Raw genomic sequence first — 21,089 nt, 5'->3', positions numbered from 1 at the left:
ACTGTTCTGTCATCGCGCCGTCACCGCTTTGCAACCCCCGGGCGGTAGCAATGTCCGCTATCTCACTCAAGGAGCGCGGCCATGGACCTCTGTGTGATCGGGGCAGGGTATGTAGGGTTGGTGACGGCAGCCTGTTTCGCCGGGATGGGCAACCGGGTGGTGTGCCTGGAGCGCGACCCGCACCGCCTGGCACAGCTGCGGAAGGGCCAGTGTCCGATCCATGAACCGGGGTTGCAGGCACTGCTGCAAGCGGGTATGGAGCAAGGGCTGCTGAGCTTCAGCGACCAGTGGCAGCCGTCGCTGGCCACGGCGCAGGTGGTGTTCATCGCCGTGGGTACGCCCAGCCTGGAAGACGGCTCGGCCGACCTGCAGCACGTCCTGGCCGTGGCCGACAGCCTTGGCCGCCATTTGCCGCGCAGTTGCCTGGTGGTCAACAAGTCGACCGTGCCGGTCGGCACCGCAGAGCGCGTGGCCCGGCAGGTGATGCAGGGCCTGCGCGAGCGCAGCGCAGGCTTTACCGTCGAGGTGGCGAGCAACCCGGAGTTTCTCAAGGAAGGCAGCGCCATCGACGATTTCATGCGCCCGGACCGCATCATCATAGGTACGGACAACGAGGCCGCACGGCAGTGCTTGCAACGCCTCTACGCGCCCTTTGTGCGCAACCGCGAACGTATCCTGGTGATGTCCCCGCGTGCGGCCGAGTTCAGCAAGTACGCCGCCAACGCCTTCCTGGCCACCAAGATATCGTTCATCAACGAACTGGCCGGGCTGTGCGCCCACCTGGCCGTGGCCATCGAGCAGGTGCGCCACGGCATTGGCAGCGACCGGCGCATCGGCAGCCATTTCATCTACGCCGGCTGTGGCTATGGGGGATCGTGCTTCCCGAAGGACATCCGTGCGTTGCTGCGCACAGCCGAGCAGCAAGGTTATCAGCCTGCCATCCTGCGGGCAGTACAGGCCCGCAACGATCAGCAAAAAACCCTGTTGTTCACCGCCCTGCAGCAGCATTTCGGTGGTGTGCTGCGCGGCCGTACCGTGGCGGTATGGGGGCTGGCCTTCAAACCGGGCACCGATGACCTGCGCGAGGCGCCCAGCCTGGTGCTGCTCGATGCGTTGCTGGCCGCAGGCACACGTGTGCAGGCCTGCGATCCGGTGGCGCTGGCCGGGGTTGCCGAGCGCTATGCGCAGGCGCTGGCCAGTGGTCAACTGAAGCTGACCGAGGACCCTTACGCCTGCGTGGAAGGTGCCGATGCACTGGCCCTGGTGACTGAATGGAAGCAGTTCCGCCAACCGGATTTCAGCCGTGTGCGCGGGCTGATGCGCATGCCAGTGATATTTGATGGCCGTAATATTTACGATCCCTTGGAACTATCTACACTGGGTTATCTCTATCATGGCATCGGTCGGCCGCAGGCGGGGCATTGTAAGGTGACTGCCGCCTGATTAGACTGCGCCGAATTCCACAGGCTCCGCCTTTGTTTAAGGACGTTTATGATCAAGAAATGCTTGTTCCCGGCAGCCGGTTACGGCACTCGCTTCCTGCCTGCTACCAAAGCCATGCCCAAGGAAATGCTGCCAGTGGTCAACAAGCCACTGATCCAGTATGGCGTTGAAGAGGCCCTGGACGCTGGCCTGAACGAGATTTCCATTGTCACAGGCCGCGGTAAGCGCGCCCTGGAAGACCACTTCGACATCAGCTACGAGCTGGAAAACCAGATCAAGGGCACCGACAAGGAAAAATACCTGGTCGGCATCCGTCGCCTGCTCAACGAGTGCTCGTTCTCCTACACCCGCCAGACCGAAATGAAAGGCCTGGGCCATGCCATCCTCACCGGCCAGCCGCTGATCGGTGACGAACCGTTTGCCGTGGTGCTGGCCGATGACCTGTGCGTCAACCCGGAAGGTGACGGCGTTCTGACCCAGATGGTGAAGCTGTATAACCAGTTCCGCTGCTCGATCATCGCCATCCAGGAAGTCGATCCGCAGGAAACCAACAAGTACGGCGTGATTGCCGGCGACATGATCCGCGACGACATCTTCCGTGTGACCAACATGGTCGAGAAGCCTGCCCCGGAAGACGCTCCGTCGAACCTGGCGATCATCGGCCGCTACATCCTGACCCCGGATATCTTCGATATCATCCGCAACACCCCACCGGGCAAAGGCGGCGAGATCCAGATCACTGACGCACTGATGCAGCAGGCGCAGAACGGCTGCGTGATCGCCTACAAGTTCAAGGGCCAGCGTTTCGACTGCGGCGGCGCCGAAGGTTACATCGACGCGACCAACTTCTGCTTCGAAAACTACTACAAGACCGGCAAGGCTTACTGATAAGCCACCGCGGGTCTACGAGCCACCCTTCGGGGTAATGCACTACAGTCAAGCGACTTGGAGCCGCACTGCGGCCCTGAAAATGCTGACTGCCGTGCATTACCCGGCTGGGTGGCTTTTTTGTTTGTGGCGGCCAACGGCGGTATGCTGAGCGCCAGCCAAGGAGACTGAATACATGGCCTACGATTTTGATCTGTTCGTGATTGGTGCCGGGTCCGGTGGTGTGCGCGCGGCGCGCTTCGCAGCGGGCTTTGGCGCAAAAGTGGCGGTAGCCGAGAGCCGCTACCTGGGTGGCACCTGCGTCAACGTTGGTTGTGTGCCCAAGAAGCTGCTGGTGTATGGCGCCCACGTCGCGGATGAACTGGAGCAGGCTGCCGGCTACGGCTGGACCTTGGAGGAGGGCCACTTCGACTGGGGTACCCTCATCGCCAACAAAAACCGCGAAATCGAACGCCTCAACGGCATCTATCGCAACCTGCTGGTCAACAGCGGCGTGACGCTGCTGCAAGGCCATGCGCGCATCACCGGCGCCAACGAAGTGGAAGTGCAAGGCCAGCGCTACAGCGCCGGGCACATCCTTATCGCGACGGGTGGCTGGCCACAGGTGCCGGACATTCCGGGCAAGGAGCTGGCCATCACCTCCAACGAGGCGTTCTACCTCAAAGCGCTGCCACGCCGGGTGCTGGTGGTGGGCGGCGGCTACATTGCGGTCGAGTTCGCCGGCATTTTCCAAGGGCTGGGCGCTGCCACCACGTTGCTCTATCGCGGCGACATGTTCCTGCGCGGTTTCGACGGTTCGGTGCGTACCCATTTGAAGGAAGAGCTGGAAAAACGCGGCATGGACTTGCAGTTCAATGCCGATATCCAGCGCATCGAGCAGCTTGAAGACGGCTGCCTCAAGGCCACCCTCAAGGATGGCCGTGAACTGGTCACCGATTGCGTGTTCTACGCCACCGGCCGACGCCCGATGCTCGACAATCTGGGCCTGGAAAACACCGGTGTGGAGCTGGACGGCCGCGGTTACATCCGTGTGGACGAGCAGTACCAGACCACCGCTCCGACGATCCTGGCCATTGGCGATGTGATTGGCCGCGTGCAACTCACCCCGGTCGCCCTGGCCGAAGGCATGGCCGTGGCACGGCGCCTGTTCAAACCCGAGCAGTACCGCGCGGTGGATTACCAGAACATCCCCACCGCAGTGTTCAGCCAGCCGCCGATCGGTACCGTGGGCCTGACTGAAGAGCAGGCACTGGAAGCCGGGCACAAGGTGCAGGTCTTCGAGAGCCGCTTCCGCGCCATGAAACTGACCCTCACCGACATCCAGGAAAAGACCTTGATGAAACTGGTGGTGGACGCCGAAACCGACAAGGTGCTGGGCTGCCACATGGTCGGCCCTGAGGCTGGCGAGATCATCCAGGGCTTGGGTATTGCCCTGAAGGCTGGCGCTACCAAGCAGCAGTTCGACGAGACCATTGGCGTGCACCCGACGGCGGCGGAAGAGTTCGTCACCATGCGCACCGTTACGCGCTGAACCTCATTCCCCCTGAAACCCGCAAGCCGGCTTCCCGGGTATGCCCAGCCCTGAAGCCGGCGCCTACCCATGGCAGCCTGCTTGCCGGCGAGGGCCGCACAAGCGGGCGCAATCCTTTGCTCAGCCCAATCCCTTCTATTAATAAACCTCGCTTATAGCCAAAACCAATCGCAAGCATGAGGTTTGCCAATGAGCCTTCATGGCGACCAGCGGTTAGGATTCTCTCCATCAACTGATTCCAACCCCATGAAGGAGCATCTCTCATGCCAATCATCAACAGCCAGGTCAAACCGTTCAACGCCACCGCCTTCCACAACGGCGAATTCGTTCAGGTAAGCGAAGCCGACCTGAAGGGCAAGTGGTCTGTCGTGTTCTTCTACCCGGCCGATTTCACCTTCGTCTGCCCGACCGAGCTGGGTGACCTTGCTGACAACTACGCCGAGTTCCAGAAGCTGGGCGTGGAAATCTACGGCGTGTCCACCGACACCCACTTCACCCACAAAGCCTGGCACGACACTTCCGACACCATCAGCAAGATCAAGTACCCGCTGATCGGTGACCCGACCCACGTCATTTCGCGCAACTTCGACGTGCTGATCGAAGAAGCCGGCATGGCCGATCGCGGTACCTTCGTGATCAACCCGGAAGGCCAGATCAAGATCGTCGAAATCAACGACGGTGGCGTAGGCCGCGACGCCAGCGAGCTGCTGCGCAAGGTCAAGGCTGCCCAGTACATCGCCGCTCACCCAGGCGAAGTCTGCCCAGCCAAGTGGAAAGAAGGCGAAGCTACCCTCGCGCCATCCCTGGACCTGGTCGGCAAGATCTAAGACCGTGCGCCAGTCGTGGGCGGTGAGCAGCCGCCAAAGCTGAAGTACTCACTGCCCCGCCAAACGCCCGGGCGCTATTGCCTGGGCGTTTTTGTATCCGAAGATTGAAAAAGGAATCGCCCGTATGTTGGACGCCACGCTTAAATCGCAACTGAAAACCTACCTGGAGCGGGTCACCCAGCCGATCGAGATCGTTGCATCCCTCGACGACGGCGCGAAGTCCCGCGAACTGCACGACCTGCTGGTGGAAATTGCCAGTCTGTCGAACCTCATTACCTTGAGCGCGGACGGTACCGATGCCCGTCGCCCGTCGTTCTCGCTCAACCGCCCGGGTGCCGACATCAGCCTGCGTTTTGCCGGCATCCCCATGGGCCACGAATTCACCTCCCTGGTGCTGGCGCTGCTGCAAGTCGGCGGCCACCCCTCCAAGGCCAGTGCCGAAGTGATCGAGCAGATCCAGGCCCTGGAAGGCGAGTTCACCTTCGAGACCTACTTCTCGCTGTCGTGCCAGAACTGCCCCGACGTGGTCCAGGCGCTGAACCTGATGGCGGTGCTCAACCCCAACGTACGCCACGTGGCCATTGACGGCGCGCTGTTCCAGGACGAAGTCGAGTCACGCAAGATCATGGCCGTGCCCAGCATCTACCTGAACGGTGAAGTGTTCGGCCAGGGCCGCATGGGCCTGGAAGAGATCCTCGGCAAGATCGACACCAGCTCCGGCGCCCGCCAGGCCGAGAAGATCAACGCCAAGGACGCTTTTGACGTGCTGGTGGTCGGTGGTGGCCCCGCCGGCGCTGCCGCCGCCATCTACGCAGCACGCAAGGGTATCCGTACCGGTGTCGCTGCCGAGCGTTTCGGCGGCCAGGTGCTCGATACCATGGCCATCGAGAACTTCATTTCCGTGCAGGAAACCGAGGGGCCGAAACTGGCGACTGCACTGGAAGAGCACGTCAAGCAGTACGATGTCGACATCATGAACCTGCAGCGCGGTGAAGCGCTCATTCCTGCCACCGACGGTGGCCTGCACGAAGTGCGCCTTGCCGGCGGCGCCTCGCTCAAAGCCAAGACCGTGATCCTTGCCACGGGCGCCCGCTGGCGCGAAATGAACGTGCCGGGTGAGCAGCAATACCGCGCCCGTGGCGTGGCTTACTGCCCGCACTGTGACGGCCCGCTGTTCAAGGGCAAGCGTGTGGCGGTGATCGGCGGCGGCAACTCCGGCGTGGAAGCAGCGATCGACCTGGCAGGTATCGTCGCCCAGGTGACGTTGATCGAGTTCGACAGCCAGCTGCGTGCCGACGCCGTGCTGCAGCGTAAGCTGCACAGCCTGCCGAACGTCAAGGTGATCACCAGCGCGCTGACCACCGAAGTGCTGGGCAATGGCGAGAAGGTGACCGGCCTGCGCTACAAGGACCGCACCAGCGACGAGCTGCATGACCTGGCGCTGGAAGGTATCTTCGTGCAGATCGGCCTGTTGCCCAACACCGACTGGCTCAAGGGAACGGTCGAGCTGTCGCCGCGTGGCGAGATCATTGTCGATGCCAAAGGTGCTACCAGCATCCCGGGTGTCTTCGCTGCCGGGGACGTGACCACCGTGCCGTACAAGCAGATTGTCATTGCAGTGGGCGAGGGTGCCAAGGCATCGTTGGCGGCCTTCGATCACCTGATCCGCACCTCCGCGCCGGCGTAACGCTGACAACCGGGGGGTGTCTATGCTTAGTGCCGACACCCTCCGGAATTGTTAGCCATGACCCTGATCAGCCGTGAACCCTGGTGGCTAGTGCCACCCCAGCCCGGGCAGCAGGAGCAGGACCTGCACTGGGGTTACCTGGAGATCTACGCAGACGGCCGTACCGTGTTCGTCGACCAGCGCCCCAGTGACCGGGAAATGGCCGAGCGCAAAAGCTGCCGCAACTTCCCCGAACCGGAACACTGAGTGGCTTAGCCTTCAAGCTCGGCCAGGCGCGCCTCCAGCGCGGCAATTCGTGCCTCCAGCGCTTCGATCCTTTCTTCCGACACATTGCCGCCACTGTTGCGCGCCCCGCCTTCCTGCTGGCGAGCTGCAAGAATCGCCTCGATTTCTGCCGGATTCCCCAGCGCATGGGTATAGCGGTCTTCGCGCTGCCCGGCCTGGCGTGGCAGGTGCAGCGCCAAACCACGCGAGATCAGGCGCTCGAGCTGGTGCTGGATCTGCTCGGTGTCGTCGAAGTCGTGCAGGCGGTTGCTGCGCGTGAGCAGCTCGTTGAGCGTTTGCGGCCCACGCAGAAACATCAGGCCCATCAGTATCAACTGGGCCGGTACCAGCTCCAGTGCCTTGTCCACCCGCTGCTCCCAACGGTCTGCGCGGCTACCCATCTGCAGCCGGGTCATGCCTTGGCCTTCCAGGGCACGCAGCGCCAAGCCGACCTGGCCCTGGGTCAGGTTCATCACCGGCTCACGGCTGGTCTTCTGGTTGCAGGCCAGCACCAGGGCATTGAGGGTCAGTGGGTAACTTTCAGGGCTGGTGGCCTGTTTTTCGATCAGCGCGCCGAGAATGCGGATCTCGATACTGCTGAAGCGGCCTTCGTCTGCGGTTTGATGTTCTGACATGGCCAACTCTCATTGCGAGGAAAAGGCCACTAGCGTAGGTAAAGCGCCTGGCTTAAGCAATCACTTGGGGGCTGCTATGGGAGCCTGCTTTGCAGCGAAAGGGCCGCCATGCGGCCCCACGTGTCTCAGGCGCTGCGCCGCTCTTGCGCCTGGCAGGCCGCCGCAGTGAACAGCACATCGGTCGAAGAATTCAGTGCAGTCTCGGCCGAGTCCTGCAGCACGCCAATGATGAAGCCCACAGCCACCACCTGCATGGCAATCTCGCTGGGAATGCCGAACAGGCTGCATGCCAGCGGGATCAGCAGCAACGAACCGCCAGCCACGCCAGACGCACCACAGGCGCACACCGCCGCCACCATGCTCAGCAGCACGGCGGTAGGCAGGTCGACCGGGATGCCCAGCGTGTGCACCGCTGCCAGGGTCAGCACGGTGATCGTGATGGCCGCGCCCGCCATGTTGATGGTCGCACCCAGCGGGATCGATACCGAATAGGTGTCTTCATGCAGCCCCAAGCGCTCGGACAGTGCCAGGTTGACCGGAATGTTCGCCGCTGAGCTGCGGGTGAAGAACGCCGTGATACCACTCTCGCGCAGGCACAGCAGCGTCAATGGGTAAGGGTTGCGGCGGATCTTCCAGAACACGATCAGCGGGTTCATCACCAGTGCCACGAACAGCATGCAGCCAATCAGCACCGCCAGGAGGTGCAGGTAGCCAAGCAGGGCATCCAGGCCAGACTGGGCGAGTGTCGAGCTGACCAGGCCGAAGATACCCAGCGGGGCGAAGCGGATGACCACACGCACGATCAGGGTTACGCCGTTGGACAGGTCCTCGACCACTGTCCGGGTGGTTTCGCCGGCATGACGCAAGGCCACGCCCAAACCAATGGCCCAGGTCAGCACACCAATGAAATTGGCGTTGAGCAGGGCGTTGATCGGGTTGTCGACGGCGCTCAGTACCAGGTTTTGCAGCACTTCACCAATGCCGCCAGGCGCGCTCAGGGTGACATCGCCGGCACTCAGGGCAAGCTGCGAAGGGAACAGCATGCTGGCGACAACGGCCACCACGGCAGCGGAGAAGGTGCCCAGCAGGTACAGCCAGAGAATCGGGCGGATGTGGGTTTCCTGGCCGTGGCGATGGTTGGCGATCGAGGCCATCACCAGAATGAACACCAGCACCGGTGCGACTGCTTTCAGGGCGCTGACGAACACCTTGCCGAGAAAGCCCAGGTCGAGGGCGATGGCTGGCGCAAGCAAGGCCAGGACAATACCGGCAATAAGGCCGATGACGATCTGGGTCACCAGGCTGGTGCGGTTCAGGACGCGGAGGAAGGGGGACATGTGCTGCGCTATCTCGGTATTTTGAAAGGGCGTGACTTTACCATAGACCTTGGCAGGGGGCGTCCCGGCCTCTTCGCGCTCACCAATTGAACAACTCCCGGCGCGCCCCCTCGGTGATGGCCACGATCCCAGGGTGCTTGACCTTGCGCTCGACTGAAATAGCGTAGAACGACTCGTGCACCGCCTCGGTCTGCCCGATCAGCTCCACCCCGTATTGGCGGCACACTTCCTCGGCAATCACACTGGGCGCCACGAAGATACCGCTGCCGGACTGGCCGAATGCCTGCATCAAGGCGCTGTCGTCGAATTCGCCGATTATCCGCGGCTGCACCTGCTGCTCGCCAAGCCAGCGCAGCAGCCGGCTGCGCACCACCGTCTCCTGGCCCGGGATCAGCAAGGGTGCATCGTGCAGGCAGCCAGGAAAGACGCCAGCGTGGCGTTGGGCCAACGCTTTGGTAGCGAAGAAGCTCAAGCCGCACTCCCCGAGCTTCTGGCTGTAACCCTTGATATCCAGGTGGCTGGGCATCGGGCTGTCAGAGATCACCAGGTCCAGGCGCTGGATCGCCAGGTCGGCCAGCAAACGTTCGAGTTTGTCCTCACGGCAGTTGATGCGCAGCACGTCGTCCAGCTCCATGGTGGGCGCGAGCAGGCGATAGACGATGGACTTGGGTACCACGTCCGCCACCCCCACGCGGAACAGGATCTGCTCCTGCGGGCCCGCTCGCAACATGGCCTCCAGCTCACTGCCGATCTGGAACATCTGTTCGGCGTAGACCAAGGTCTGGCGACCGGTTTCGGTCAGCTCCAGCTGCCGCCCAACCCGCTGGAACAGTTCAAGGCCGTAGGTTTGCTCGAACAGGCTGATCTGACCGCTGATGGTCTGCGGGGTCAGGTTCAGTTGCTCACTGGCGCGGGCGATGCTGCCGGTCTTGGCCACGGCCCAGAAATAGTGAAGCTGTCGATAGTTGAGCATCACTGGATTCCCGATTCGTTAAAACCGAAGTATACCCGGTGAAAATACGAATTTTCCTGATGTATCGTCATCTTTAGAATTCGACGCCATCAGGCGTATTGCGCGCCGCCGGTATATCGACAAGCGAGGACCCCATGCTGCAATTCAAATCCATTGGCACACCCTTGGTGCTAGCCTTGGCACTGATGAGCCTGGCAGGCTGCGATCAGGCCGAGAAATCTGCACAGCAGATGCTCGACCAGGCCGCCAAGTCGGCCAAGCAGGCCATCGATGACACCAACGAGGCGGCGCAGCAGGCGCTGAGCGACGCTATCGGCACCGAAGGGCAGAAGCCCAAGGACGCTGACCAGCAAGACAAAACCCAGGACATCTGACCCAGAAACGTTGCAGGACTGAAAAATGGAATATTTGCTGGAACTCGCCGCAAGCCCCACCGCCTGGATAGCACTTGCCACGCTGGTGGCCATGGAAGTGGTACTGGGCATCGATAACCTGATCTTCATCTCGATCCTGACCAACAAGTTGCCGGTCGAATACCGCTCCAAGGCCCGCCGGATCGGTATCAGCATGGCCTTGATCATGCGCTTGGCGCTGCTCAGCACGGTGGCGTGGATCGTTCAGTTGACCGACCCGGTGTTCGAAGTGTTCGGTAATGCCTTCTCCTGGAAGGACGTGATCCTGATTGCCGGTGGCCTGTTCCTGCTGTGGAAAGCGACCAAGGAAATCCATGAGAACGTCGACCCGCACGGCGCCAAGGAAGAAGCCAAGGTGTCCTCCACAGTCACCCTGGGCTTCGCTGCCGCGATCTTCCAGATCCTGTTGCTGGACATCGTGTTCTCGGTTGACAGCATCATCACCGCTGTGGGCATGACCGAGCACCTGCCGATCATGATCATTGCCGTGGTCACTGCCGTGATCGTGATGATGGTGGCCGCTGACCCGTTGGCGAACTTCATCAACGACAACCCGACCGTAGTCATGTTGGCCTTGGGCTTCCTGATCATGATCGGCATGACCTTGATCGCTGAAGGTTTCGGTGCCCATGTGCCCAAAGGGTATGTGTATGCGGCAATGGCCTTCTCGACGGCGATCGAAGTGCTCAACATCCTGGCCCGCCGCGCACGCATGAAGCGTGAAGCGACCGAAGGCTGATTCAAGGCGGGGGCGCGAGGCGCCCCATTCGCCGGCAGCCCGGCCCCCAGTCGCTTGACTGACGGTCTCTGCCGGCAGGCCCTGCCGGAAGAACGCAACTGCCCCTTACGCCGCTTCCACCTTGCGCGGTGCCATGAAGTACAACCACACCAGTGCAATGAAGTACATCGCCGGGATCATGGTGAACAGCACGGCGTAGTTGTTATTGGTAACCGTCAGCACCGTGCCGACGATCTGCGTCATGAACATGCCGCCGATGGCCGCACACATGCTGCCAAAGCCGAACACCGTGCTTATCAGGTGCTTGGGCGTGTAATCCATCAGCAGGCTCCATATGTTCGCCGTCCAGGCCTGGTGCGCGCCGACCGCCACGGCAATGGCGAGCACCGCTACCCACAGGCCACTGGCGTTGGCGGCGAAGGTCACGCTGATCATGGTGCAGGCGAAGATCAGCATCGATATCAGGCGGGCCCGTATGGCGCGTACGCCACGGCCTATGAGCCAGGACGAAAGGATGCCGCCGCCAATGCTGCCGAAGTCGGCCGTTAGCCAGATCAGGATCAGCGGGATGCCCATCTGGGTCACGCTGATGCCCAGGTTGTACTGCTGGTTGAGAAAAGGTGGCAGCCAGTACAGGTAGAACCAGAACACCGGTGCGGTGATCGCGAACGCCACGGCGAAGGCCCAGGTACCGCGCATGCGCATGATACGGCTGAAGGGCACACGTACCGCCTCAGGCTCGGCCTCGCGCTGAATGTACTCCAGCTCGCTCTGGCGCACGGTGGGGTGCTCATCGGGGTTGAAGTATTTCAAGCCCCAGAACACCACCCAGACCAGCCCCAGGCAGCCCATGGCGATAAAGGCCGCCTGCCAGCCCCAGGCAGCCAGGATCACTGGCAGCAGCGCCGGGGTGACCATCGCGCCAACGTTGGTACCGGCGTTGAACAGCCCGGTGGCGATGGCTCTTTCACCTGCGGGGAACCACAGCCGGGTGGTCTTCACACAGGCTGGGTAGTTGGCGGCCTCGGTCAGGCCGAGGATGAAGCGGCAGACCATGAAGCCTGCGGCCGATGTGGCCAAGCCGTGGGCCCCGGTGGCCAGGCTCCAGAGCAGTACTGCCATGAAGAATGCGCGTTTTACGCCGATGTTGTCGATCAACCGGCCCTGCAGCAGGAAGCCGATGGCGTAACCCACCTGGAACCAGAAGTTGATGTTGGCGTAGTCCATCGCCGTCCAGCTCATGTCCTTGGCCAGCATGGGCTGCATGATGCCGAGGGCGGCGCGGTCGATGTAATTGAGTGTGGTGGCGAAGAATACCAGGGCAAGCATGCCCCAGCGCGTCTTGCCGACAGCGAAGGCGTCGCGAATCTTGCTGCCCATGGAAGCAGGGGGAATAGGAGGCATGGCCGATGTACCTGTTTCTTGAAATTGTAATGAGTTGCTGGATGCTTCTAGCCCGCGGGTTTGGCTCAAGGCAGGGAGCACTCGCAAGGCCGGGCATGGTGAGCAGTGAAACAAGGACCGTCAATGCCGGAGAATGCTCTAGCGTTCGATAACCGAACAGTCGCCGTCCGTCATTATTTTGCGTGAAACAACCGATATCTCTACATAAAGTTGTACATGAAAATATACTTGTACAATATTTAGGTATCACGGTCTTCAACGTATGGCCATGCGCAGCTCTATCTCAGCCCTGAATCTGTTCGTGCTTACCGTGGCGCTTACCGCCTTGCCACCCGCCGTGGCGGACTGGCGGCCAGCGGTGCCCGACGCACGCACCGTGGGCAGCGGTGAGTTCACCTGGTTCGGCCTGCGTGTCTATACCGCCCGTTTGTGGAGCGCCGGCTCACCGCAGGGCTGGAGTGAGCCGTTTGCCCTGGAGCTTCTCTACCACCGGGAGCTGTCACGCGACACGCTGGTGCAGGCCAGCCTCGATGAAATGCGTCGCCTCAGCGACCGTCCCCTGGCCGAGGCCACCCTTGAGCGTTGGGCGCAGGCGATGAACGGGGCGTTCGTCGATGTGCGCCCAGGCACGCGCATCACCGGGGTGTACCTGCCGGGACAGGGCAGTCGGTTCTATGTCGGTGGCCAACTGCGTCGCGAAATCGCCGACCCGGCATTCGCCCGGGCATTTTTTGGTATCTGGCTGGACCCGCGTGCCCGTGACCCCCAATTGCGCCAGCGCCTGCTCGGCCTGGCCGGTAATGAACCAGGAGATTGAACATGCGAAGAATCTTGCTACTGGTCGGCTGCCTGCTGCTGGCCAGCTGCGGCAATGTCGAAGTCGACCATTACGCCCGTGAAAAACCCGCGCTGGACCTGGTCACGTTCTTTTCCGGGCCGGTGCAGGCTTGGGGCATCTTCCAGAATCGCTCGGGGGAGGTGGTCAAACGCTTCGATGTGCGCATCGACAGCCGCCGCGAAGGGGATCGGCTGATTCTTGATGAGCACTTCGTGTACAGCGACGGTACGCGTCAGCAACGCACCTGGACCCTGACCCCGGACGGCCCCGGGCGCTGGCGCGGGCGTGCGGGCGACGTGATCGGCGAAGCCCGCGGCGAGGTTGCGGGCAATGCTTTGCACTGGCGCTACCGCCTGGACCTGCCGGTCGACGGCCGGCATTGGGAAATGGACATCGATGACTGGATGTACCTGATGGATGAGGACACCCTGATCAACCGCTCGAGCATGCGCAAGCTGGGTGTGGAGGTTGGGCAGATCACCTTGTTCTTCCGCCGCCTGCCAACGGCTGTGCCGTGACTCAGGTTGCTCTTGCCAGGCGTAGCATCAACGGAAATGCCACCGCCCAGACCGCTGCCAGCAGCAGGGCGGTAGGCATGGGCCCCATCGGCAGTTCCACACCGGCTATCCGCGCCCCGGCCAGGTAGGCCAACGGCCCACCGAACAGTCCCAGCAGCGCCCCAAGCCAGAGCGGGTGGGTAGCCCAGGCCAAGCTGTGGCGTAAACCACTGGCCAACACCAGCCACATCAGGGCCAGCCAGCCGGGCAGGGGCCACTGGGCAAACGCGAATACCCCCAGCGCCCCCAAGATGCTGTCCAGCAGGCAACCTGCAAACCCTACCGCCAGCAGCGCACGCGCTTCTGCCCGGCGCTCATGGCAATAACCCAAGTGCAGCGCCAGGCCCAACGGTACCAGCGCAAGCAACCAGGGCGTGTGGGCGCCGAGTACACACACCCACCAGCCAGCCTGCAACCCTACGGCGTTGGCGACAAGCCAGGTACGGGACATGTTCAGGCACCTGACAAAGGCGCCCGACGGGCCTTCGGCGCGGCCCACAACAATTGCGCCACGCCGATGGCACGCTCCTCGAAACCGCCCTGGCAGTAACACAGGTAGAACTCCCACAGGCGCTGGAAGGTTTCGTCGTAACCCAGTTCCTTGAGTGCCGTGCGCGCCTGGCGCAGGTTATCGCGCCAGTGGCGCAAGGTGCGGGCATAGTCCTGGCCAAAGTCCTCCATATGCACCAGATTCAACCCGGTCTTGCGGCTGGCGGTGTCCAGCAGCACGGTCAAGGATGGCAGCGCACCGCCCGGGAATATGTAGCGCTGAATGAAGTCCACCGAGCGCCGCGCCTGGGCATATCGTTGGTCGCGAATGGTGATGGCCTGCAGCAGCATCAGGCCATCCTCTTTGAGCAGGGCGGCACACTGGCGGAAGTAGGTGGGCAGGTACCGGTGGCCGACGGCTTCAATCATCTCGATCGAAACCAGCTTGTCGAAGCGCCCGCTCAGGTCGCGGTAGTCCTCGCGCAGTACCGTGATCTGTTGCGTGAGGCCCAGCGCTTGCACCCGCTGTTGGGTGTGGGCGTACTGCGCCTCGGACAGCGTCGTGGTGGTGACGCGGCAGCCATACCGGGTGGCAGCCTGGATGGCCAGGCTGCCCCAGCCGGTACCGATTTCCAGCAGGTGTTCGTGGGGTTTGAGTTCGAGCTTCTGGCAGATGCGTTCAAGCTTGTTCAGTTGCGCCTGCTCCAGGGTTTGCTCGGCGCTCTCGAACTGCGCCGCCGAGTACATCATGGTTGGGTCGAGCAGGCGTTCGAACAAGGCGTTGCCCAGGTCGTAATGGGCCAGGATGTTGCGCCGCGCACCGCGTCGGCTGTTGCGGTTGAGCCGGTGCAGCAGGTGCAGGGCCGGGCGTGCCAGGCGTGCCAGCCCGCCCTCCATGGCATCGAGCACCTCAAGGTTGGCGACGAACAAACGGGTGACCGCGGCCAGGTCAGGGGTGCGCCAGTAGCCATGGATATAGCCTTCCCCAGCGCCGATCGAGCCGTTACTGGCGACCAGGCTCCAGGCGGCCTCGTCAACGATCTCGACCTCGGCTTGCAGGGCGCTGCCGGCTTCACCGAAGGTCCACTGACGATCATTGCAGATGACCCGCAAACTGCCGTGGGCCAAGCCGCGCAACTGGGCCAGTACGGCGGTCCTGGCCAGGTTGCCAAGCAGCGGTGTCAGGCCGGTGGACTTGCTAACGCTCAGGGTGGGCTCGGTCATCATCTAACTCCTTGGAGGCGGCTTGGCCCAGGCTCAGGTTGCCCAGGCTGGCGCTATGGTCGTGGACGGGCGTGCGCTTGAGCAGTAGCTGCAAGGCCTGCCAATAGATGGCCGCTACGGTGCGCAGGCTCATCCAGGGGAAACTCAGGATGTGGCGGTGCAGGGCAGTGCGATCCAGCGGCCCGCGCTGCAGCGCCAGGTCGGCATCGAACACCTTTTGCCCTTCGCGCCAGTTCTCCATGTGCACGTGCACGCGCCGCGCATCGAGCAAGAAACGCAGGCGGTACTCCATGTCCAGGGGCATGAACGGCGACACATGAAACGCCTTGGCCACGGAAAACCCGGTAGACAGGCCGTCCTGCACCGGCAATACGTAGTGAAAGCGCTCGCGCCATGGCGTGTTGCGCACCTCCAGCAGGATGGCTTGCAACTGGCCCGCCTGGTCGTGGCAGAAGTAGACACTCACCGGGTTGAACGAAAGGCCCCAGCAGCGCGGCTGGGTCAACAGGTGTACGGCGCCTTCCGGCGTTTGCCCGGTCGCCTGGCCAACCAATTGCCGAGCGGCCTGGGCCAGTGGCGTGCCATTGCCGGTCAGCGCTGGCAGGTAATCGCTTTCGCGCCAGCTCAGCGGCGCCAGTCGCGACCGCCCCAGCCAGCGGCTGAGGCTGAGCAGGTGGGTTTGCTCATCCAGGTTCAGGTAGAGCATGCCGATACGATAGCGAAAGGCATGCTGGCGCGGGGTCAGGCGCCGATGGCTGACCCAACCGTGGCACAGGCTGCTGATCACAACGCTTCCCCAAAACACTCGGCCACTTTCAAGGCGCTGACCACACCGTCCTCGTGGAAGCCGTTGGCCCAGTAGGCGCCGCAGAAGTAGCTGTGCTGGCGGCCCTGCAGTTCAGCCTGCCGGGCCTGGGCGGCGAGGGCGACAAGGCTGTACTGCGGATGCGCGTAGTTGAAGCGAGCGAGGATCTGCGTCGGGTCCACCAGCGCGGTCTGGTTCAGGCTCACGCAGAAGGTCACCGGCGCTTCGATACCTTGCAGGATGTTCATCGCGTAGGTCAGCGCAGCCGGTGCCTGTTGCGGCCCGCCAAGGCGGTAGTTCCAGCTGGCCCAGGCTTTGCGTCGGGTGGGCAGCAGCCGGGTGTCGGTATGCAGCACCACATCGTTGCTGGCATAGGTGATGGCGCCGAGCACTGCACGCTCATCGGCACTCGGCGCCTCCAGCAAGGCCAACGCCTGATCGCTGTGGCAGGCGAACACCACGCTGTCGAAACGTTCGCTACCGGCCGCGCTGAACACGGTCACGCCACCTGCGTCACGGCTGACCCGGTCAACAGGGCAGTTGAGGCGGATGCGCTCGGCAAAGGGTTTGCACAACGGCGCCAGGTAGCTGCGCGAGCCGCCTTCGATCACCCGCCACTGCGGGCGGTTGCTCACCGAGAGAAGGCCGTGGTTACGGCAAAAACGCACGAAGAACTGCAGCGGAAAACTGAGCATGTCAGCGCGTGACATCGACCAGATCGCCGAGCCCATTGGCACGATGTAGTGGTCGATAAAACGCTGGCCATAGCCTTGCGTCTGCAGGTAGCCGCCCAGGGTGGTGGCCTCGTCGATACGTTGGCTGTCCAGGTCGGCAATGGCCTTGCGGTTGAAGCGCAGGATATCGCGCAGCATGCCCCAGAAGCCTGGCGATAGCAGGTTGCTGCGCTGGGCGAACAGCGTGTTCAGGTCATGGCCGTTGTATTCGAAGCCGCTGCGCGGGTCATGCACCGAAAAGCTCATTTCAGTGGGCCGGGAGGCAACCTTGAGCTGGTCGAGCAGGCGGATGAAGTGCGGGTAGGTCCAGTCGTTGAACACGATAAAACCGGTGTCCACAGCGTATTGCCGGCCACCCCATTGGACATCGACGGTATGGGTGTGGCCACCGATCCAGTCGGCGGCCTCGAATACGGTGACTTCATGCCGCCGAGACAGCAGATAGGCACAGGTGAGGCCGGCAATGCCGCTGCCGATGATTGCGATGCGCATGTTTATTTCAGTCCTGTTGCTTACGTGCCAGGCGCTGGCCTAGCTTCAGTCGCCAGCGCACCGGCATTGCGCCCAGCAGGCGCAGTACCACAGTGAAGACACCGGGGAAGTTGATTTCCAGCGGGCGCTTGGGTATGCGCTCGGCAATGTGCCTGGCGGCGCGCTCTGCACTCCAGATCTGGGGCATGGGGAAGTCATTGCGGCGGGTCAATGGCGTATCGACAAAGCCAGGGCTGACCAGCGTGACATCGATGCCCTCGTTGACCAGATCGATGCGCAGGGACTCGATCAGGTAGCGCACGGCCGCTTTGGAGGCGCCATAGGCCCCGGCACGGGGCAGCGCCAGCCAGGATACCGAGCTGCCGATCACCACCAGGTGCGGGCGTCGACCGCGGCGCAGCAAGGGCAGGGCAGCCTGCAGGCAGTGACTGACGCCGAGCAGGTTGGTGCGCACCACGCGCTCGACCAGCTCTGGGTCGAAATGGCCTGGCTCCAGGTATTCACAGGTGCCTGCATTGAGGATTACCAGGTCGAGCGCGCCCCAGTTGCGCTCGATGTGCGCGGCAACATCAGCGACCTGTCGAGGGTCACTGATATCGCCGATGGCCTGCAGCGTCTGTTGGGGGTACTGGGCGGCCAGCGGCGCCAGTTTTTCCGCTTGCCGGCCACCCAGCGCCACCTGATGCCCCTGCTCAAGCAGCTGTTGCGCCAGCGCAGCGCCGATGCCGCTGCTGGCGCCCGTCAGCCAACAGCGGCTCATGCCAGCCGACCCTTGAGCCAACGCACAGCGCTGCCCATCACCGGTACATGCTCATAAAGCAGTGCACCGGCGTCGAAGTAGTCTTGATGAAAGTGCACGCGTTCATGCCAGCGCAGGTGGCTGCAACCCTGCAAACTGATTAGGCGCCCGTTGGCCAGGCGTGGGTGGCGGAAGTTCAGCGTCCAGCGAATGTAGCCGTGGCCGGGTTGGACTTCGTCGGTACCCTCGAAGGTGTAGTGCACCTCCTGGGTATTGGCGTAGAGCTCTGCAAAGTACGCGCGCAGGTCGCTCAGCCCGTCGATCTTGTGCAAGGGGTCGCGGAAGGTGACATCCTCGCTGTACAAGTCACCCAAGCGGTCGAGGTTGTTCGCATCGAGGCTGGCAAAGCGTTCGGCGAAGGTTTGCAGGTAGCTTGACATGCGCGGCCCTGTACAAAAATGGTTTCTTGTACAGGTATAGTCGATCCCGCTGCATAAAGCTATACAGGTTCATATTTTTGTACAGTTTTGCATGGGCGTGTCAGCTGTCCCTTTCATCCAGTTGCCGGCGCAATTGGGCCACCTCTGCTTCCAGCTCTCGTACCCTTTCCTCGGCAAACACCTGGGCCGTGACATCACGCTGTATGCCAATGTAGTACGTCAACTGATCGGCCTCGTTGCGTATCGGCGAAATCGACAGTTCATTCCAGAACAGGCTGCCATCCTTGCGGTAATTGCGCAGCACCTGGCAGCACGGGCGCCCGTCCCGGATGGCCTGGCGAATGGCGTCCAGCGCCTCCTGATCATGGTCCTGCCCCTGCAGGAAGCGGCAATCCTGGTAGAGAATGTCATCGGCAGCGTAGCCGGTCAGGCGCTCGAAGGCGGGGTTGACGTAGATGAGGATGCTGTCGTTTCCTTCCTGCTCGGCAATGACGATGCCGTCGTTGGACGCCTCGACCATCAATTGCAGGAGTTTTGCGTCGATCATGGGGCCTCCTTGAAGTGGTTGCGTATGCTTATGCGCAGCTTAGCCTGCATGCAGCTATAGGTTTAGTATGTGTAACCGCCCTGATGATCCGCCGCAATGAACGAAGCGACCTTCACCGACCTGTTGCCAATGCGTGACGTTGTCAGCCTGACCGGGGTCAACCCGGTGACCTTGCGTGCCTGGGAGCGCCGTCATGGCCTGATCCAGCCGCAGCGTACCGAGGGTGGTCACCGGCTGTACACCGCACAGGATGTGCAGCACATCCGCGACATACTGCGCTGGACCGCCAGCGGGCTGCCGATCAGCAAAGTCAGCGAAATGCTGGCCAGGCGGCGAGACGCCTATGAGCAAACGGTTGAACCGGCTGCCGATGGCTATGCCACGTGGCGCGCTGCGGTGCTCCGCGTAACCCTGGCGTTCGATGGCCAGGCGCTAGAAGCCATTCATGGCCAGCTGTTCACACTGTTGCCCAAATCCACGGTGCTGCTCGACATACTGATGCCTGTGTGGCGCACATTACAGTCAGGCAGCTCATACGGCCAGCGGAGCCAGTGGCTGTTTCTCGATGCCTTTCTGCGCGCCCGTTTGCTGCTACGCCTGCAGTTGAACCAGGCCGCCGCCCCCCGCGTGCTGTTGGCCGGCACCGGTGGCAGCGCTGAGTTTGAACTGCTGTGCCACGGCTTGCTGATGAGCGGCGAGCAGCAGCGGATCGAGGTGCTCAGCAGCGAACAACCGCTGGAGGAGTTGCCCCTGTTGTGTGCAGCCATTGCGCCTGCCGCGCTGGTGCTGCTGGTGCAGCCCCCTGTGAGCCGTGGCCTGGCAGATCGTCTGCGCGCCTTGCAGATGGATATTGCCTGCCCATTGGCGCTGCTCGGCGATGGCCTGGCCGAATCGGCGACTGCGCTCAAGGGTATTCCACTGCGCCTGCTGGAAGGGCAGGGTGGTGATGCCGGCGCGATGCTCAATGCCTTGCTCAGGGGGGCGTTGGAGCTCTCGACCACCCAGCCTGCACCAGGGAAGCAAAGCGCCGAGCAATCCCGCTAGCCGGCGTTGGCTGTTGCTTGATCGCTTAGCCTGGTGCAGATGGCATCGACCAATGCGGCTACTTTGGGAAGCGACTGCCGGCTTTTCAGCCATGCGACGTTGATAGGCAGGCCGGTGGTGCTCAGCTGCGGCAGGATCTGGACCAGCGAGCCCGCATCAAGATGCTCCTGCACCAGCCAGGAGGGCAACTGGGCCACCCCCAGCCCGGCCAGCACCATGGCAAGCTGGCCTTCTGCGTTGCCGATGGCAATACGGCCCGAGACCACGCGCTGCTCGCTGTCGCTGGCATGGGCACCTGGGAAGTGCAGCGGATACACACCGCCGTCGGTCCGGCCATAAAGCACGCAGCCGTGCTCATGGAGGTCCCGCTCCGTTTCAGGCACGCCCCGGCGTTGCAGATAACCCGGTGCGGCGCAAAAGATGTGCTGCTGCACGCCAATCAGCCGCCGCTCTACACCTTGGGGCCAGATGTGCGGCCCGCCAATGCGGACCAGGATGTCGATGTCATGCTCGATGGGGTCGAGGAAGCGGTCCGTGAGCGTGATATGTGGCATCAGCAGCTCATGCTCGGCAATCAGCTCGATGAGCAAGGGCAGTACCCGCAGTTTGCCGTAGGAAGCAGGCAAGTCGATGCGCACCCGGCCACAGGGCTCGACCTGGGCACTGTGCATCTGCATTTCGGCCTCTTCCAGGCTGGCCAGGATCTGCTTGCAGGTCTGATAGTAATTGGCTCCCGCATCGGTCAGCGCCAAGCGCCGTGTGGTGCGTGCGAAGAGCTTCATGTTCAGGCGTTGCTCCAGCCGGGTCACGCTTTTGCTGACGGCGGAGGTGGTCAGGCTCATGCGTTCGGCCGCAGCAGTGAAGCTTCCGGCCTCTGCCACGCAAATGAAGACCGCAATGCCCTTCAAGCGTTGTTCATTGAGCAATGACGCCTCCAATTGTTGAATGAATTTCTCAAATGGCCTTTCTTAAATACCAAAGACGATAATTTTATTCCAGGATACCCTCCTGCTCCAATTCCCTGTTCTGGAGTAGTCGC

23 protein-coding genes are annotated in these 21,089 nt (G+C 62.4%); 11 read left to right on the top strand and 12 right to left on the bottom strand.

From position 1 onward, the window contains the following. Positions 1-81 precede the first annotated feature (81 nt). From ABRP30_RS16890 to ABRP30_RS16865, 6 genes are all read left to right on the top strand, one after another. Positions 82-1,443 carry a UDP-glucose/GDP-mannose dehydrogenase family protein gene (locus ABRP30_RS16890; RefSeq protein ID WP_349974894.1) on the top strand — a complete coding sequence of 454 codons (1,362 nt, stop codon included), beginning with the start codon at positions 82-84 and terminating at the stop codon, positions 1,441-1,443. Between the two features lie 48 nt (positions 1,444-1,491). Beyond that, the gene (gene galU / locus ABRP30_RS16885) at positions 1,492-2,331 is read left to right on the top strand and encodes a UTP--glucose-1-phosphate uridylyltransferase GalU (RefSeq protein ID WP_012315035.1); all 840 of its coding nucleotides are present in this window, start codon (positions 1,492-1,494) and stop codon (positions 2,329-2,331) included. 175 nt (positions 2,332-2,506) lie between these two features. After that, positions 2,507-3,862 (top strand): glutathione-disulfide reductase, encoded by a 1,356-nt coding sequence (gene gorA / locus ABRP30_RS16880; RefSeq protein WP_349974893.1) that lies wholly within the window; start codon positions 2,507-2,509, stop codon positions 3,860-3,862. A gap of 263 nt (positions 3,863-4,125) precedes the next feature. After that, positions 4,126-4,689: an alkyl hydroperoxide reductase subunit C gene (ahpC, locus tag ABRP30_RS16875; RefSeq protein ID WP_012315033.1), complete on the top strand. Its 564-nt coding sequence runs from the start codon at positions 4,126-4,128 to the stop codon at positions 4,687-4,689. 124 nt (positions 4,690-4,813) lie between these two features. Next, on the top strand, positions 4,814-6,376 hold the full coding sequence (gene ahpF, locus ABRP30_RS16870; protein WP_267816930.1) for an alkyl hydroperoxide reductase subunit F: 1,563 nt from the start codon (positions 4,814-4,816) through the stop codon (positions 6,374-6,376). Between the two features lie 57 nt (positions 6,377-6,433). Further along, on the top strand, positions 6,434-6,622 hold the full coding sequence (locus ABRP30_RS16865) for a hypothetical protein (protein ID WP_012315031.1): 189 nt from the start codon (positions 6,434-6,436) through the stop codon (positions 6,620-6,622). A gap of 5 nt (positions 6,623-6,627) precedes the next feature. Here the strand turns inward: ABRP30_RS16865 and ABRP30_RS16860 are convergent, their stop codons facing one another. The 3 genes from ABRP30_RS16860 to nhaR form a co-directional block, all read right to left on the bottom strand. Continuing rightward, a complete protein-coding gene (locus ABRP30_RS16860) occupies positions 6,628-7,275 on the bottom strand; it encodes a DUF480 domain-containing protein (RefSeq protein WP_349974892.1) in 648 nt (215 codons plus the stop codon). A gap of 125 nt (positions 7,276-7,400) precedes the next feature. Next, the gene (gene sstT, locus ABRP30_RS16855; protein WP_267816923.1) at positions 7,401-8,612 is read right to left on the bottom strand and encodes a serine/threonine transporter SstT; all 1,212 of its coding nucleotides are present in this window, start codon (positions 8,610-8,612) and stop codon (positions 7,401-7,403) included. Between the two features lie 79 nt (positions 8,613-8,691). Next, positions 8,692-9,585: a transcriptional activator NhaR gene (gene nhaR / locus ABRP30_RS16850; RefSeq protein ID WP_267816921.1), complete on the bottom strand. Its 894-nt coding sequence runs from the start codon at positions 9,583-9,585 to the stop codon at positions 8,692-8,694. Between the two features lie 134 nt (positions 9,586-9,719). On the opposite strand from nhaR, the gene ABRP30_RS16845 reads away from it, so the two are divergent. Together ABRP30_RS16845 and ABRP30_RS16840 are read left to right on the top strand one after the other, a co-directional pair. After that, complete coding sequence (locus ABRP30_RS16845) at positions 9,720-9,959, top strand: hypothetical protein (RefSeq protein ID WP_012315027.1); 240 nt, start codon at positions 9,720-9,722, stop codon at positions 9,957-9,959. Between the two features lie 25 nt (positions 9,960-9,984). Beyond that, positions 9,985-10,737, top strand: coding sequence for a TerC family protein (locus ABRP30_RS16840; RefSeq protein ID WP_267816916.1), 753 nt, complete (start codon positions 9,985-9,987; stop codon positions 10,735-10,737). Between the two features lie 105 nt (positions 10,738-10,842). On the opposite strand, the gene ABRP30_RS16835 is transcribed toward ABRP30_RS16840, so the two are convergent. Beyond that, on the bottom strand, positions 10,843-12,141 hold the full coding sequence (locus ABRP30_RS16835; RefSeq protein ID WP_349974891.1) for an MFS transporter: 1,299 nt from the start codon (positions 12,139-12,141) through the stop codon (positions 10,843-10,845). Between the two features lie 262 nt (positions 12,142-12,403). On the opposite strand from ABRP30_RS16835, the gene ABRP30_RS16830 reads away from it, so the two are divergent. Both ABRP30_RS16830 and ABRP30_RS16825 read left to right on the top strand, forming a co-directional pair. Then, positions 12,404-12,958 (top strand): chalcone isomerase family protein, encoded by a 555-nt coding sequence (locus ABRP30_RS16830; protein ID WP_349974890.1) that lies wholly within the window; start codon positions 12,404-12,406, stop codon positions 12,956-12,958. A 2-nt stretch (positions 12,959-12,960) separates the two neighbouring features. Continuing rightward, positions 12,961-13,497 (top strand): DUF3833 domain-containing protein, encoded by a 537-nt coding sequence (locus ABRP30_RS16825; protein WP_349974889.1) that lies wholly within the window; start codon positions 12,961-12,963, stop codon positions 13,495-13,497. 1 nt (position 13,498) lies between these two features. On the opposite strand, the gene ABRP30_RS16820 is transcribed toward ABRP30_RS16825, so the two are convergent. The 7 genes from ABRP30_RS16820 to ABRP30_RS16790 form a co-directional block, all read right to left on the bottom strand. After that, positions 13,499-13,987 (bottom strand): DUF2878 domain-containing protein, encoded by a 489-nt coding sequence (locus ABRP30_RS16820; RefSeq protein WP_349974888.1) that lies wholly within the window; start codon positions 13,985-13,987, stop codon positions 13,499-13,501. 2 nt (positions 13,988-13,989) lie between these two features. Next, entirely contained in the window at positions 13,990-15,249 is a 1,260-nt protein-coding gene (locus ABRP30_RS16815) for a cyclopropane-fatty-acyl-phospholipid synthase family protein (RefSeq protein ID WP_349974887.1), read from the bottom strand. Continuing rightward, positions 15,224-16,036 (bottom strand): DUF1365 domain-containing protein, encoded by an 813-nt coding sequence (locus ABRP30_RS16810; RefSeq protein ID WP_267816904.1) that lies wholly within the window; start codon positions 16,034-16,036, stop codon positions 15,224-15,226. Before ABRP30_RS16810 ends, ABRP30_RS16815 begins: the two co-directional genes overlap by 26 nt. Beyond that, positions 16,033-17,280 carry an NAD(P)/FAD-dependent oxidoreductase gene (locus ABRP30_RS16805; RefSeq protein ID WP_267816902.1) on the bottom strand — a complete coding sequence of 416 codons (1,248 nt, stop codon included), beginning with the start codon at positions 17,278-17,280 and terminating at the stop codon, positions 16,033-16,035. Before ABRP30_RS16805 ends, ABRP30_RS16810 begins: the two co-directional genes overlap by 4 nt. Before the next feature lie 7 nt (positions 17,281-17,287). Beyond that, a complete protein-coding gene (locus tag ABRP30_RS16800; RefSeq protein WP_241805317.1) occupies positions 17,288-18,040 on the bottom strand; it encodes an SDR family oxidoreductase in 753 nt (250 codons plus the stop codon). Beyond that, positions 18,037-18,459: a nuclear transport factor 2 family protein gene (locus tag ABRP30_RS16795; protein ID WP_241805316.1), complete on the bottom strand. Its 423-nt coding sequence runs from the start codon at positions 18,457-18,459 to the stop codon at positions 18,037-18,039. Before ABRP30_RS16795 ends, ABRP30_RS16800 begins: the two co-directional genes overlap by 4 nt. Before the next feature lie 100 nt (positions 18,460-18,559). Beyond that, complete coding sequence (locus ABRP30_RS16790; protein ID WP_267816899.1) at positions 18,560-19,006, bottom strand: PAS domain S-box protein; 447 nt, start codon at positions 19,004-19,006, stop codon at positions 18,560-18,562. A 96-nt stretch (positions 19,007-19,102) separates the two neighbouring features. Here ABRP30_RS16790 and ABRP30_RS16785 point away from each other — a divergent pair, with 96 nt between their 5' ends. Then, positions 19,103-20,050, top strand: coding sequence for a MerR family transcriptional regulator (locus ABRP30_RS16785; RefSeq protein WP_349974886.1), 948 nt, complete (start codon positions 19,103-19,105; stop codon positions 20,048-20,050). Here the strand turns inward: ABRP30_RS16785 and ABRP30_RS16780 are convergent. Further along, positions 20,047-20,976: a LysR family transcriptional regulator gene (locus ABRP30_RS16780; RefSeq protein WP_349974885.1), complete on the bottom strand. Its 930-nt coding sequence runs from the start codon at positions 20,974-20,976 to the stop codon at positions 20,047-20,049. The genes ABRP30_RS16785 and ABRP30_RS16780 overlap by 4 nt on opposite strands. Positions 20,977-21,089 lie beyond the last annotated feature (113 nt).

Source organism: Pseudomonas sp. WHRI 8519 (genome assembly GCF_040224055.2).
Lineage (GTDB): Bacteria > Pseudomonadota > Gammaproteobacteria > Pseudomonadales > Pseudomonadaceae > Aquipseudomonas > Aquipseudomonas putida_X.
Note: the sequence above shows the minus strand (reverse complement) of the source record. Positions and strands in the feature narration are given on the sequence as shown.

What these genes read in the sequence shown, in the direction of transcription:
- ABRP30_RS16890 (WP_349974894.1), top strand. Translation starts at nt 82, where the DNA reads ATGGACCTCTGTGTGATCGGGGCAGGGTATGTAGGGTTGGTGACGGCA.
- galU (WP_012315035.1), top strand. Translation starts at nt 1,492, where the DNA reads ATGATCAAGAAATGCTTGTTCCCGGCAGCCGGTTACGGCACTCGCTTC.
- gorA (WP_349974893.1), top strand. Translation starts at nt 2,507, where the DNA reads ATGGCCTACGATTTTGATCTGTTCGTGATTGGTGCCGGGTCCGGTGGT.
- ahpC (WP_012315033.1), top strand. Translation starts at nt 4,126, where the DNA reads ATGCCAATCATCAACAGCCAGGTCAAACCGTTCAACGCCACCGCCTTC.
- ahpF (WP_267816930.1), top strand. Translation starts at nt 4,814, where the DNA reads ATGTTGGACGCCACGCTTAAATCGCAACTGAAAACCTACCTGGAGCGG.
- ABRP30_RS16865 (WP_012315031.1), top strand. Translation starts at nt 6,434, where the DNA reads ATGACCCTGATCAGCCGTGAACCCTGGTGGCTAGTGCCACCCCAGCCC.
- ABRP30_RS16860 (WP_349974892.1), bottom strand. Translation starts at nt 7,275, where the DNA reads ATGTCAGAACATCAAACCGCAGACGAAGGCCGCTTCAGCAGTATCGAG.
- sstT (WP_267816923.1), bottom strand. Translation starts at nt 8,612, where the DNA reads ATGTCCCCCTTCCTCCGCGTCCTGAACCGCACCAGCCTGGTGACCCAG.
- nhaR (WP_267816921.1), bottom strand. Translation starts at nt 9,585, where the DNA reads ATGCTCAACTATCGACAGCTTCACTATTTCTGGGCCGTGGCCAAGACC.
- ABRP30_RS16845 (WP_012315027.1), top strand. Translation starts at nt 9,720, where the DNA reads ATGCTGCAATTCAAATCCATTGGCACACCCTTGGTGCTAGCCTTGGCA.
- ABRP30_RS16840 (WP_267816916.1), top strand. Translation starts at nt 9,985, where the DNA reads ATGGAATATTTGCTGGAACTCGCCGCAAGCCCCACCGCCTGGATAGCA.
- ABRP30_RS16835 (WP_349974891.1), bottom strand. Translation starts at nt 12,141, where the DNA reads ATGCCTCCTATTCCCCCTGCTTCCATGGGCAGCAAGATTCGCGACGCC.
- ABRP30_RS16830 (WP_349974890.1), top strand. Translation starts at nt 12,404, where the DNA reads ATGGCCATGCGCAGCTCTATCTCAGCCCTGAATCTGTTCGTGCTTACC.
- ABRP30_RS16825 (WP_349974889.1), top strand. Translation starts at nt 12,961, where the DNA reads ATGCGAAGAATCTTGCTACTGGTCGGCTGCCTGCTGCTGGCCAGCTGC.
- ABRP30_RS16820 (WP_349974888.1), bottom strand. Translation starts at nt 13,987, where the DNA reads ATGTCCCGTACCTGGCTTGTCGCCAACGCCGTAGGGTTGCAGGCTGGC.
- ABRP30_RS16815 (WP_349974887.1), bottom strand. Translation starts at nt 15,249, where the DNA reads ATGACCGAGCCCACCCTGAGCGTTAGCAAGTCCACCGGCCTGACACCG.
- ABRP30_RS16805 (WP_267816902.1), bottom strand. Translation starts at nt 17,280, where the DNA reads ATGCGCATCGCAATCATCGGCAGCGGCATTGCCGGCCTCACCTGTGCC.
- ABRP30_RS16800 (WP_241805317.1), bottom strand. Translation starts at nt 18,040, where the DNA reads ATGAGCCGCTGTTGGCTGACGGGCGCCAGCAGCGGCATCGGCGCTGCG.
- ABRP30_RS16795 (WP_241805316.1), bottom strand. Translation starts at nt 18,459, where the DNA reads ATGTCAAGCTACCTGCAAACCTTCGCCGAACGCTTTGCCAGCCTCGAT.
- ABRP30_RS16790 (WP_267816899.1), bottom strand. Translation starts at nt 19,006, where the DNA reads ATGATCGACGCAAAACTCCTGCAATTGATGGTCGAGGCGTCCAACGAC.
- ABRP30_RS16785 (WP_349974886.1), top strand. Translation starts at nt 19,103, where the DNA reads ATGAACGAAGCGACCTTCACCGACCTGTTGCCAATGCGTGACGTTGTC.